The sequence below is a fragment of the Dyella sp. A6 genome, from assembly GCF_036320485.1.
Taxonomy (GTDB): Bacteria; Pseudomonadota; Gammaproteobacteria; order Xanthomonadales; family Rhodanobacteraceae; genus Rhodanobacter_A; species Rhodanobacter_A aluminiiresistens.
In genome coordinates, this window is sequence record NZ_CP132911.1 from 2,661,927 (window position 1) to 2,675,162 (window position 13,236).

The window sequence follows — 13,236 nt, forward strand, 5'->3', positions numbered from 1 at the left end:
GCCGGGAGACGGCCACAAAAAAGGGCGCGCGGCGCCCTTCGACAAGCTCAGGCCTTGCGCACGGCATCAAAAATGGAGTCGGCTAGTTTCCATGTCGCACACTCGGCCGGCAGGCAACTGCGGGCCACCTTCGCTCATGTATCGCAAAGGCAGAAAGCTAGCCCGGCCGGGACGGGCTGTCAACGCCACCGGCCGGGCTGGCAGTCACTTCAGAAGTAATAACCGAAGTTGATGTTGATGCGGTGCTCCATCTTGCCGTCACCCGCCATGCTGCCGCCAATGAACGGCTGGTTGCGCGCCGTGACGAAGTCGAAATAGGTGAACAGCCCACCTGCGGCCACCGACACGCCAGTGACGTTCATCCAGGTATTCGGAAGCCCGCCCGACTTGCGGTTCACCAGCGAGTAGTCGTTGTAGAACGTCAGCGCGGTGACGGGTCCCCACGAAACCGGAAGCTTGTAGGCGATGTTGCCGGTATACGTATGTGCCCGCGCGGCAATGGAGTCGTAGAACGCATAGGCCCCTACCGCCAGGCGTGTGGCGCCGCCGTTCACGTGATAGGCGTAGCGGGCGGCCTCCAGTTGCAGGTTCCAGCGACCGAAGTTCGCGTTCGTATGCAGCGCCTCGGCGTCGTAGTGACCGACCTGCCGGATGCTGTTTTCCAGGCTGCCGTTCAATGCCGACGCACCGACTTCGACCGAACCGCCCTGCGCCGGGTGGAAGGTATAGGCAACCCGCGCGGCACCGGTATTGGCCACGCCGATCGGATGTTGCGGATCGGCGTACGTGCCCTCGCCAGCACCGCGCCAGCCCACCACGTTATAGGTGTAGCTGTCGGCCCGGTTGCTGACGTAGCCGTCGACACCGCCCATCGAGTCGTTCTTGAAGAAGCCGATCTGCACATTCCACGGGTCGCCCTTGTGCACGTACAGCGCACCCATCTGGTAGCTGTCTTCCAGCCCAAGGTAATAGTTGGAACTGAAGAAGTAGCTGTGCGAGTCGTACGGCTGGTTGCCGAACGGCACACGCGTGATGCCCAGTTGTCCTTCGTCCCTGGGCGTGAACTTGTAACCGACCCAGGCATGCTGGATGGCGCTCATGTACTGGAACCAGCGGTACTGTGCGGACAGCAGCACATGACCGATCGAACCATTCAGGTCGAGCCGGAAGATGTCGAAGTCCATATCGCCACGACGACGACGATTGCCCTTGTTGTAACCCTCCCGGCTGTACTGGAAGCGCACGGCGCCACCCAGTTTGATGCCTTCCTTCGAGGCCTTGTTGCTACCTGCCTTGGCGGTGTCGGCATCGGCCTTGGCGGATGCCGCGACCTGGGTGGCCTCGGTCGAGGTGGCCACCGCCTTGGCGGTGACCTTGTCCTGCTCGGCCTGATGCTGCTTCATGGCATTGAGTTCGCGCTGCAGGGTGTCGATCTGCGCCTGCATGGCGGCCATGCGTGCCGTCTGGTCACCCTTGCCGGCCGTGTCCTGTGCCGCTTGCGATGGTGCAGCCATGCACACGCCGAGCCCAATGGCGACGGCGCATGCCAACGGTTTGAAGTTCATCGGTCTATCCCTCTCTGAAACATGCAATACGAAAGCGTCGTCACGTCGCGCACCTGCTTTCGGCACGCGACCACCCGCGCCGTCCCTGGCGGACAGCGGGAGTGACGCGATCAAAACCCGGCCCGTGTGGGCCGGGCAGATTTACGGGGCGGGCGTATCCGCCACCCAGGCAGCAACCTGCTGCGGATGCGCCTTGACCCACTGCCCGGCATTGGCTGCCGGGTCGGCGCCTTCCTTCTGGTTCGCGGCCATCACCTGCTGCATCTCCGCGGGGGTCCAGTGGAACCCGTCGAGGATGCGCCACGCACCCGGCATGTCCTTCTTCAGCCCCTTGCGTGCCAGCGTGTCGATGTTCTCGGTATGACCGAACACACCCTGCGGATCAGCCAGATATTTCAGCTTCCAGCGAGCCCACATCCAGTGCGGGGTCCAACCGGTCACCACGATCCACTGATGGTTGTCGATGGCGTTCTTGAGCGCCGCCGTCATGGTCGCACCACTGCCATCGACCAGCTTCAGCGGAAGCTTGTAATCAGCAATGGCTTTCTGCGTGATGCCCATCTCGCCCGCGCCGGGGTCGATGCCGATGATCTGGTCCTGGAACTTGTCGGCGTTGGCCGCAAGCTGGTCGATGGAGTCGATGCTGACGTAGTCAGGCACGACCAGACCGATCTTCGTACCGGCCATGTTCGGACCGAGATTGTCCAGCTTGTCCTTGGTCCGCGCGTAATAGTTGGCCTGTGTGCTGGGCAGCCACGCGCAGACGGTGGCATCGGCATCGCCATTGGCGATCGCCGAGTACATCGCCGCACCGCTGACCGAAAGGGCATCGACCTTGTAACCCTGCTGTTCGAGTGCAGCCTGCACCACGTGGGTTGCAGCGGTACAACTGGACCACTCGACATAAACCAGCTTGACCGTCTTGGACGCGTGCCCGGCCTCAGGTGTCGAACCCTGGCTCGACGATGCGTTCTGGCCCGACGAGCATGCGGCCAGCGTCGCGGCCGCAAGCACGCCGACAACGGCCGCGCGCAGACGATTCTTGTGAATTCCCATTGGATATCTCCTTTGACGGTTCCGCGATGACATCGCGGATCGGACGACCAACCGCTAGAAACCGCTCATGCCGCGAAGGCCCGCTGCGTCCCGGGTACCAGGCGGCAACCGTGATCGCTGACGGGATCGAGGCTTGACCGTTTAGCGGCCAGCCTCCTTGGCGGACGGGCTGCGCCCGATACGTTGGGTGATCCGGTCGAGGATCATGGCGAGAATGACGATGGCGATGCCGGCCTCGAAGCCCTGACCCGGCTCAAGCCGTTGGATCGCGCGCCAGACGACGCCGCCAAGGCCGCCGGCACCGATCATCGCAGCGATCACCACCATCGACAGCGACAGCATGATGGTCTGGTTGACGCCGGCCATGATGGTCGGCACGGCCATCGGCAGCTGCACCTTGAACAGCTTCTGCCGCCGGGTCGAACCGAACGCATCGGCCGCTTCGATCAGATCCTTCGGCACCTGCCGGATACCCAGCGCCGTAAGCCGGATGGTCGGTGGAGTGGCGAAGATCACCGTCGCCACGCTGGCCGACACCGCTCCGAGACCGAAGAACGGAATCGCCGGTATCAGGTACACGAACGCCGGCATGGTCTGCATGAAATCCAGCACGGGCATCACCACGCGGGATGTACGCGTGCTCAACGCGGCAGCAATACCCAGCGGAAGACCGATCGCCACCGCGATCAGCGTGGAGATCAGCACCAGGGTGAACGTTTCCACCGTGGCCGGCCACAACCGCAGGTTCCACAACAACAACAGGCCCAGCAGACTGCCTAGCGCGACCTTCCAGCCCGACACACGCCACGCCAACAGGGCGACCACGACGATCAAGAGCCACGGCGGCAGCCACAGCAAGGCATGGACCAGGGCGTCAATCAGGATCGAGATCACATGACTGAACGCCTTGGTGATGAAGGCGATATGCACGGTGAGCCAATCGAGTGCGATGTCGATGCCATGCGCCAGCGGCAATTTCGGAATAGTGAAGTTCATGCGCCCACACTCCTTTCCGCCGGCTCGACAGCAGAATCATGCGCACGGCTTTGCGCCAGCGCGTTGATTACGCGCGGCCGGGTCACCACACCCAGCAGCTTGCGCTGCCCATCCACCACCGGCAGGCGATACGGCCATTCGGCCATGAGGTTGATGATGTCGGTCAGCGGCGTCTCCGGGCCGACCGATGGCGAGTCACGCTGGATCAGATCACCGATGTCCTTGCGTCCCTCACGCACCGCCGCGTCCAACGCGTCCAGCGTCACCGCGCCCAGCAAGGTGTGATCGCGCTCGACCACCAATACGCTGGTGTCGCTGCTTTCGGTCATCTTGCGCAGGACCGTACGCGGTCCATCCTGCGGGTGTGCCAGTTCACGCGCACGCCCCATCACCGACTGTGCGGTCAGCACGCGCGACATGTCGACGTTCTCCACGAAGCGCTCGACGTAGGCATTCGCCGGATGATTGAGAATCTCTTCGGGAGCACCGATCTGCACCACGCGACCGTCCTTCATAAGCACGATGCGATCGCCGATCTGCAGGGCTTCATCCAGGTCGTGCGTGATGAAGACAATGGTCTTCTTCATGCGCCGCTGCAGCGAGGCAAGCTCCTGCTGCATGTCGCGCCGGATCAACGGATCGAGCGCGCTGAATGCCTCATCCATCAGCAGGATATCGGACTTCACCGCCAGCGCCCGCGCCAAGCCCACACGTTGCTGCATGCCGCCACTTAGCTGGTTGGGACGTGCATCTTCCCACCCCTTCAGGCCGACCAGCTCCAGCGCCTCGACGGCGCGCGCGCGTCGTTCGCCCGCTTCAACACCTTGCACCTCGAGTCCATAGCCCGCGTTGTCCGCCACGCTACGATGTGGAAACAGCGCGAAATGCTGGAACACCATGCTGATCTTGCGCCGGCGGAACTCGAGCAGTTGCTCGTTGTCGTAACGCGTGATGTCTTCGCCATCGACAATGATGCTTCCGCGGCTCGGCGTGTTGAGCCGGTTCAGGCAACGCAGCAGGGTGGACTTGCCGCTGCCACTGAGCCCCATGATCACCAGCAGCTCGCCCTCCTCCACGTCGAATGACACATCGGCGATGCCGACAGCATGCCCCGTCTTGCGGATGCCCGCGTTGTCCACGCCTTCGTCGAGCATGCGCAATGCCTGCTCCGGGTGTGGCCCAAAAACCTTGGTGAGGTGTTCGACCTTGATTTTCTGCATGGCTCCTTTGCCTGGATGGGGACACCGCATTGCAATGCGGGACCGCGTGGCTTCGCTTCAACAGAAACGCCACGGACAAACGCTGGGCAAAAGGACGCCAGGGTCGAGGGCATGACCTGCATGCCGGCCCAGGTTTGGAAGAATGAGTCGCAGCAGTATAGCCGGACAGGCTCGTTAGCTCAAATTCATGGGCGTTGCAATAGCCCTTGCGACACCCTCGCGAGGCCATTTCGCCACCGCTCAGCAAGTCATCCAGACCACCATCCAGAGATGCCCATGCTCGCGGCCGGGCCGTTTCGACAGGTGCGGCCAAACTCGTGCCGCTAGAATCGCCCTTCCTCGCTCAACCGGAACAGATCCATGCGTATCCTCGTCACCGGCACCGCCGGCTTCATCGGCGCCGCGCTTGCCGAGCGCCTGCTCGCGCGAGGTGACGAGGTCTTCGGCATCGACAACCACAACGACTACTACGACCCGAGACTGAAAGAAGCACGGCTGGCGCGTTTTGCCGATCACCCCGGCTACACCCACCTGCGCACCGACCTGGCAGACAGCGCGGCGATCAATAGAGCTTTCGCCACCTTCAAGCCCCGGCGGGTAGTGAACCTGGCCGCCCAGGCCGGAGTGCGTTACTCGCTCAAGAACCCCCAGGCTTATATGCAGAGCAACCTGATGGGTTTCGGCAACATTCTCGAAGCCTGTCGACACGACGAAATCGAACACCTCGTCTACGCTTCATCCAGTTCCGTATACGGTGCCAACCGCAAGCTGCCGTTTGCTGTCGAAGATGCGGTCGATCACCCGGTGAGCCTGTATGCAGCCACCAAAAAAGCCAACGAACTGATGGCCCACAGCTACAGCCATCTCTACAACCTGCCCACCACCGGGCTGCGCTTCTTCACCGTCTACGGCCCATGGGGCCGACCAGACATGTCTCCGATGCTGTTTGCCGACCGTATCAGCCGCGGCGAACCGATCGACGTTTTCAACTACGGTCATCACAGCCGCGACTTCACTTATGTCGACGACATCGTCGAAGGTGTGATCCGCACGCTGGACCACCCCGCCCAGCCTGATCCGGCCTACCGCGCAGATGCACCGAATCCCGGCACATCCAGCGCCCCATACCGCGTCTACAACATCGGCAACGACCAGCCCGTTCAACTGATGCGCTTCATCGAGCTGCTGGAAGAGCACCTTGGTCGCACCGTCGAAAAGCGCCTGCTTCCGATGCAACCGGGCGACGTCGCGGATACCTGGGCAGATGCATCAGCACTGCGCCGCGAAGTCGGCTACGCACCCGACACGTCAATCGAACAAGGCGTAGCCCGCTTCGTGGACTGGTATCGCAGCTATTTCAGGACATAACGCGGACAGGACATAACTGGCACTCGCCCAGCGGATATGCGCAAGGCGCCGCACCGGCCGCCGTCATCGCTACCCGACAATCGACTGATTTCATCGGCGCAATGCCCATGAATGCATCGGCCGCATGCGCCCACACGGCACCGGATAGAGCTCACTCACCAGTCCCCACGACCTGAAACGGGTATCGCGCGCACCTGATCCACAATGCCCGATCAGCCCCGCAGCATCGGCAAATTCCGCCCGATAACCTCAGTAAATCCCCCCGTATCCCCGATTGCCAGCTGTATCACAGTCACAACTCTTGACTTTCTGACAGTGTTACGCTCCGGCTGCCCACCTTTTCGGGCGCCACATCACTATCGAATAAGGGGATTTATCATGAACGCCATTCTTCAGCGTGTTTCGTTGTTCGCAGGCCTGATGGTCGTACTCACCGGCGCAGCCTATGCCGTTCAGCCCGCGCCCGACGGTCTCGGCCAGTCACAGCCAAATACTGCCGACGTCAGCACCAACCCGAACTTTCACGCCTATGTATTCACCCGTGATGGAATCAAATACATCCAGGTGAACGATATCAACGGAAACATTCTGGGCGCGGTCGGCACGCAAAACGGCCACTTCACTACCCGGCCGATTGACCAGTCCTCAGCCCGAGCAAATACTCTCCAGCCCAAGGCCATGACAGCAACATCGTTCAATGGCAAGACTGAGATCCAGGCCGCTAATAAGGACCATACGACTCCGGTTCTGGCAATGACCACACCGCCTTATTGCGATCCGATTGAGTGCGCCAGCAAGAACATCGTTAATTCCAGCGCTGACCAAGTCGTCGCCGTGGTCGCCACCACGCCTTACTGCGACCCGATCGAGTGCGCCAGCAAGAACATCGTCGCACCCAGTGCTGACCAGACCGTCGCCGTAGTCACCAAGACCACCCCTTACTGCGACCCGATCGAGTGCGCCAGCAAGAACATCGTCGCACCCAATGCTGACCAGACCGTCGCCGTAGTCACCAAGACCACCCCTTACTGCGACCCGATCGAGTGCGCCAGCAAGAACATCGTCGCACCCAATGCTGACCAGACCGTCGCAGTAGTCACCAAGACCACCCCTTACTGCGACCCGATCGAATGCGCCAGCAAGAATATCGTCGCACCCAGTGCTGACCAGACCGTCGCAGTAGTCACCAAGACCACCCCTTACTGCGACCCGATCGAATGCGCCAGCAAGAATATCGTCGCACCCAGTGCTGACCAGACCGTCGCAGTAGTCACCAAGACCACCCCTTACTGCGACCCGATCGAATGCGCCAGCAAGAACATCGTCGAGCCTAGCGCTGCCTGACCCCGCTTAGCGCCACAACTCGTCTGAGCTCCATCGCGGACTCAGACGAGAGCGGCCTACATGGCTTGACCCGGCGGGCGATATCAATTCTCGCCGGGCTCCATTGGGTCCAACATCAGGACAGCCAGGCGTCGCCACCCGTGCGAGCTCTTTTCCCGGCAAAAACCCTCATAGGTTGCAGCACGATCCCTTACCGCACTCAAGCCCAGACCGCTGCTAATACGCTCGACTCGCGGCAATAATTCTTCCCAACGCACTTGATTGTCGCTGGATGAATAATTCAGCCCAACCAAAGACAGAACGACCCACCTCCGTCCCTCGCTAGTTCCCGCACGTAGGCGCAATTCAATCTCACGCAGATCCTTATATTCACACCAGCCTGCAACCGCCTCGCCCACGATCCGATAAATCGCCAAATGAAGCGTACTGGAGAGCTGCTCAACCGGCCCACGCACATCACACCGATATGCTACTCCGCATTCTTCAAGCATTCGAGCAAGCGGACCTTCTTGCAATGCCGCAACAAGCCCGCGGTCTCGCCACGTTATCGGATGCAAGCAGTCCGCTAACCGATATAACTGGTCCTGAGCCAATAACGCCTGACGCCCGTATCCACGCTCATCCGGAATTGGCTGAACTGAGCGAAGGCGCCCCATCATTACCTGATAACCGGAACGAACAGTTTCTTGAACGTAATTCAAGCCCTGGGCAGCAACTTTCAACCGGGCCTCACCTGACGCAATATTGCGCTGAGCCAAGGCCAATGTCAGCCTCAGATCCGTTCGCTCCTGCTCAACGCGTCCACGCAGCGCAGCAACCTGCTCCCCAATCAAAAGCATGGTACTGACAGTGAACGCAATAATGATTTCGGCCTGCATTGTGCCTGCATCATCGCGCACAGGCATGAGAGTCATGACAGCGAGGCTTGCAAACATACCCCCGACGGCAGCCCCTATCCACCCATGGCGCAATGCCATCCATACGACAGGAAGGAACATGGCGGCCTGCACGAGTGAATGCACACTCGGCTGCATCCAGCCAAACCACATCAGTACAAGTAATGCTGGAATCAACGAAAAGGCAGCATCCCGCGTCACCGCGCTGGCGAGTAACTTATTCCAAAGAATCCGTAACGACCCGACACGGCCTGACTGAGAAACAGCGAGCACGAAAGGCACGACCGTTAAAATGCCCAGAAAGTTACCGAGAACCCAGCGTGCGGCAACAGGAACAACATTAACCTTATAACCGCTCGGCAAGTTCATTAGCGCAACTTCACCGAAGTTATGAACCGTCATGATTCCAGAGAGAATCAAGGAGCACGCCAGCATACGGCCCACGTTAATGCCCCCCTTAACCTCAATTGGCGCAAATCGCCTAAAGAGATAAACAATCGGCATCATGAAAACGATCGACGGCACCAATACCTGAATCGCCCAAAGGCTACCGAACTGGTGTTCGAAGGTGAGCGCCAGTGGTATCAGCGAAACCGCCTCACCCAGCACCAATGCCGGCCAGTACCGGTATCGGTACAGTAGAAGCACAGCGAAGTGCACACCCGCCAGTATCAGCCAGTGTGAAATGGATATCTGACGAACCAGCGTGACACCCAAGCCATACGCCAGCGCCACCCCAAAAAAACGCCACCACTCTGAGCGCACCATTGACCAACCCCTGTCCCGTGCAGCCTTTGGCAAACAACCAGCGCTTACCCAAGCGCCCCCAGCGAACCGAACTCGAATACTCGTGAAAATATGGTTAAAAATATTTGCACCTACAGTCTACTCCAGACCCGCACAACTTTTGTGATCCATCTGACGAAAGTTCACCACTGCAGCCTGGATTATTCCTAGTTGCCAGCTCTTCGCGCCTCGTCCGACCCCGACTACGGACTCGTGAACAAAAGGACTCAAGCGAAAGAAAGGAAAACCGACAAATGCTTACCCATCCTTTTGCTCGGACATCTTGCTGGAACCACAGCCGGCCGCTACTCAATCAGCACACAAAAAGATCATCAACCATCAAAAACAAGACCTTGCCATGCATGTCTGATCGTTCAGGTACTGCGCCACCCCGGTCCAAATTCAGTGGCGCAACGCCCGGGCAACACCTGACACTCCAGCAACCGAAAGCATTTCGTCGCAGTACAACAATCCTGGTTGCACGACCGACACGCCTCACGACTTGACTCTGCAAACACCCTGACTTGAACGACTCGACGGTCTACGTCAGTAGATCAAGCAAAGACTATGCCGCATGGCACGAACGGCAGGAAACCGAGTCCCAGGTCAAGGTCCAGCGCCGCATTTGATACGCGCGCATCCCGCAATTTGCCTGGATATGCGCCTTGCTCCAGCCGCAGCCCCATCCCGTCTCTCTCGTTAACGGCCGTCGCCGGCCGTACTTGACCTGCGTCGCATACTGACCCGAGCAGGGCCAAACTGACGCTACGCGCAATAGCGAGGTCGGCAGACTGCGGCAATCAAAGCCGTCCCTGAGAGCCGAAACACCCAATGGCCGCCCAGACAAAACGATAACCACGTCACATAAATGAGCTCCCTGCCATGACGGCAGCACATCACGGCAACGGTGATGTCATGCCTGCCGGGGAAGATGCCGGGTATCCCACCCTGGAGCACTCCCCATGCTCTCCCAAACCATGCTCTCCCAGTACGTATTCCCTTCCAAACTCGGCCTGTTCCGCATTGTCCAGCACGGCAGGCGCTGGCGTGCCCTGCACGGCAGGGTGGAGTGCGGCCGCCATGATTCTGCCGAAGCCGCGCTCGCCACACTTCGCAACGTGTGGCCGCGCGCGCGCCTTCCAGCGCAACTAGACGCCTGGCGCCAGCCCGAAATGGCTGCAATACATACCACCAGGCCAGCGTCGCCGCAGTGGTGCATGGCGTACTGATCCCTCGAACGACATAACCCGCTCGACGGCACAGCCCTGACCCCGGGGCTTACCCGGTGGCGTTGATCACTGCCAGGAAATCGCGGCCGTAGCGCTTGAGCTTGGACTCGCCCACACCACTGATCTGGGCAAATTCCTGCTCGTCCGAGGGCAAGGCCCGGAGCATGGCCAGCAGTGTCGCGTCATGAAAGACCACATAAGGAGGCACACCCTGCTGCCTGGCCAACTGGGCACGCAGGGCCCTCAACGCATCCCACATGGGCTGCTCATAGGCCTCGATGCCAATGCTTGCACCGGTCACGAGCTGGCTGTCCCGTCGCCGACGGACCGAACGAACCGGTCGCGCATCTTCGCGCAAATGCACTTCGCGCCCACCGATCAGTACGTCGCGACTGGCAGGGGTCAGTCGCAGGGTGCCGTAGCCCTCTGCATCCGTGGCCAACAGGCCTGCGGCCAGCAATTGCCGAAACACCGAACGCCAGCCTTTTTCGTCGATGTCGGCACCAATGCCGAAGGTACTCAGTTGGTCGTGCCCGTACTGACTCATGCGCTCGCCATCCACCCCGCGCAGGATATCGATGACATGACCGGCGCCGAAACGCTGCCCGCTGCGATAGACCGCTGAAAGCGCCTTCTTTGCCGGCACGGTGGCGTTCCAGGTCTTCGGGGGCTCCACGCAGTTGTCGCAGTGCCCGCACGGACCGTGAAAATTCTCACCGAACGAACCCAGCAGCAATTCGCGACGGCATGTGGTGGCCTCGGCATAAGCGAGCAGCGATTCGAGTTTCTGCCGCTCGATGCGCTTGCGTTCGTCGGCGGACTCGGACTGGGCGATCATCTGGCTCATCGTCACAACATCGGCCAGGCCATAAATCATCCAGGCCTCCGCAGGCAGGCCATCACGCCCAGCCCGGCCGGTTTCCTGGTAATAGCCCTCCATCGAGCGCGGCAGGTCCAGATGGGCCACGAAGCGTACGTCCGGCTTGTCGATGCCCATGCCGAATGCGACGGTCGCCACCATCACCACACCATCCTCACGCAAGAAGCGCTGCTGGTTCTTCGCGCGCGTCGCCGCATCCAGGCCGGCGTGATAGGGCAACGCTTCGATCCCTGCATCGGCCAGCCAGGCGGCGGTATCGTCGACCTTCTTGCGGCTGAGGCAATAGACGATGCCGGCCTCGCCACGGTGTCCCTCGATGAAGCGCATCAGCTGCGTGCGTGGCGAGTGCTTCAACATCACCCGGTAGCCGATGTTGGGACGGTCGAAGCTGGAGACGAACTGGCGCGCCTGCTGGAGCCCGAGTCGTTCCACGATTTCCTCGCGCGTACGCGGGTCGGCGGTCGCGGTCAGTGCAATCCTGGGCACATGCGGGAAGCGCCCGTGCAGAACGGTAAGTTCACGGTACTCGGGCCGGAAGTCGTGCCCCCACTGCGACACGCAATGGGCCTCGTCGATGGCGAACAGCGCGACCTCGGTTCGCTCCAGCAGGCTCAGGAAGCGGCCTGTCAGCAGGCGTTCGGGCGCCACGTAAAGCAAATTCAGCTCGTCCGCCAGCAGTTGGCGCTCGACCTCACGCTGGGATTCCGCATCAAGGCTGGAGTTGAGATAGGCCGCCGACACGCCGGCCTCGCGCAGCGCGTCCACCTGGTCCTGCATCAAGGCAATCAGCGGCGAAACGACAATGCCCGTGCCTTGGCGCAACAACGCGGGAATCTGGAAGCAGAGCGACTTGCCGCCGCCCGTGGGCATCAGCACCAGCGCATCGCCGCCTTCCGCCACATGCTCGACGATAGCCTGCTGTTGACCGCGGAACTGGGTGTAGCCGAAGACGCTGCGAAGTAAGTCGGAAGCCGTTGAGTGCATCCTTGCCATGCTAGCAAACCGGACGACATGATCGATCGGGCCATGTGGCCGGCTTGCGTGGGCAACCGGCACTCAAGCGTGCGGCATGCCCCACAGGGCGCGGTCGATGTCCGCATCCAGGCCAAACGCACTCAGGGCCACACGACCGTTCTTCACGTCCACGCCCTCGGCACGCAGCAGTCGGCACTGTTCACGGAAGCCGCGACTGCCCCTCGGCAAGGCAATCTCGCCACTGGCTCGGAGCACCCGAAACCACGGCAACTGCATCCCCTCGGGAACTTCGCCCAGCAGCCGACCGACCAGTCGCGCGCGTCCCGGCAGCCCCGCGCGGGCGGCGATGGCGCCATAGCTGGCGACGCGGCCCGGTGGAATGGCGGCGATGGCGGCGTAGACGCGGGCGTGTGCGTCCTGCATGGGCAATAACTTGGGATCGGGTGGCGTAGAGGGTACCATCGTGTTCCCAGCAGTCTCAGCGTTTCATGAAGGAAGCCGCACATGCACCACTTCGAAGCCGTGCGCTCCCATATCGGCAGCCTTTACACACTGCGCCAGAACGATCCCTACCTGATCAGTTTTGACCTGCGGCTGCCCGACGGTCGGCATCAGGGCATCTACCTGGCCGAGCTGGAAGGCGATGATGGCCGCCGCTACCTGCGCATATCGACGCCGGTCGGTCCGCTTGCCGGCACCGATCCGCGCCGCTGCCTGCGCTTCAACTGGGAACAGCGCTGCGGCTTCCTGGCCGTGACCGACCTGGATGGCTCGCCTTTCCTGCACCTGTGCGAGAACCGCCCGTACGACCTGCTGGACGAGGCGGACCTGCGACGCCTGATCAGCGAGCTTGGCGTGCTGGGCGACGAACTGGAGCGGGCCATCGCCAACAGCGGCGACTCGCTCTAGCTCCGCCAACAC

10 protein-coding genes are annotated in these 13,236 nt (G+C 61.2%); 3 read left to right on the top strand and 7 right to left on the bottom strand.

The features are described from left to right. Positions 1-209: 209 nt before the first annotated feature. From RA164_RS12010 to RA164_RS12025, 4 genes are all read right to left on the bottom strand, one after another. Positions 210-1,514: a carbohydrate porin gene (locus RA164_RS12010; protein WP_329741083.1), complete on the bottom strand. Its 1,305-nt coding sequence runs from the start codon at positions 1,512-1,514 to the stop codon at positions 210-212. 192 nt (positions 1,515-1,706) lie between these two features. Continuing rightward, entirely contained in the window at positions 1,707-2,621 is a 915-nt protein-coding gene (locus RA164_RS12015) for a glycine betaine ABC transporter substrate-binding protein (protein ID WP_329741084.1), read from the bottom strand. A 141-nt stretch (positions 2,622-2,762) separates the two neighbouring features. Then, positions 2,763-3,617, bottom strand: a complete 855-nt coding sequence (locus RA164_RS12020; protein ID WP_329741085.1) for an ABC transporter permease — start codon at positions 3,615-3,617, stop codon at positions 2,763-2,765. Then, positions 3,614-4,837: a quaternary amine ABC transporter ATP-binding protein gene (locus tag RA164_RS12025; RefSeq protein ID WP_329741086.1), complete on the bottom strand. Its 1,224-nt coding sequence runs from the start codon at positions 4,835-4,837 to the stop codon at positions 3,614-3,616. Before RA164_RS12025 ends, RA164_RS12020 begins: the two co-directional genes overlap by 4 nt. A gap of 360 nt (positions 4,838-5,197) precedes the next feature. Here RA164_RS12025 and RA164_RS12030 point away from each other — a divergent pair, with 360 nt between their 5' ends. Both RA164_RS12030 and RA164_RS12035 read left to right on the top strand, forming a co-directional pair. Continuing rightward, positions 5,198-6,205, top strand: a complete 1,008-nt coding sequence (locus RA164_RS12030; protein WP_329741087.1) for an NAD-dependent epimerase — start codon at positions 5,198-5,200, stop codon at positions 6,203-6,205. Between the two features lie 378 nt (positions 6,206-6,583). Further along, entirely contained in the window at positions 6,584-7,549 is a 966-nt protein-coding gene (locus tag RA164_RS12035) for a hypothetical protein (RefSeq protein ID WP_329741088.1), read from the top strand. 83 nt (positions 7,550-7,632) lie between these two features. Here RA164_RS12035 and RA164_RS12040 read toward each other — a convergent pair whose 3' ends face one another. The 3 genes from RA164_RS12040 to RA164_RS12050 all read right to left on the bottom strand — a co-directional run bounded on the left by RA164_RS12040 (position 7,633) and on the right by RA164_RS12050 (position 12,738). After that, the gene (locus RA164_RS12040; RefSeq protein ID WP_412731028.1) at positions 7,633-9,162 is read right to left on the bottom strand and encodes an MASE1 domain-containing protein; all 1,530 of its coding nucleotides are present in this window, start codon (positions 9,160-9,162) and stop codon (positions 7,633-7,635) included. Positions 9,163-10,509: 1,347 nt separating this feature from the next. Beyond that, entirely contained in the window at positions 10,510-12,324 is a 1,815-nt protein-coding gene (gene recQ / locus RA164_RS12045; protein WP_329743542.1) for a DNA helicase RecQ, read from the bottom strand. Between the two features lie 72 nt (positions 12,325-12,396). Further along, a complete protein-coding gene (locus RA164_RS12050; RefSeq protein WP_329741090.1) occupies positions 12,397-12,738 on the bottom strand; it encodes an MGMT family protein in 342 nt (113 codons plus the stop codon). A gap of 81 nt (positions 12,739-12,819) precedes the next feature. On the opposite strand from RA164_RS12050, the gene RA164_RS12055 reads away from it, so the two are divergent. Continuing rightward, complete coding sequence (locus RA164_RS12055; protein ID WP_329741091.1) at positions 12,820-13,224, top strand: hypothetical protein; 405 nt, start codon at positions 12,820-12,822, stop codon at positions 13,222-13,224. The last annotated feature ends 12 nt before the right edge of the window (positions 13,225-13,236 follow it).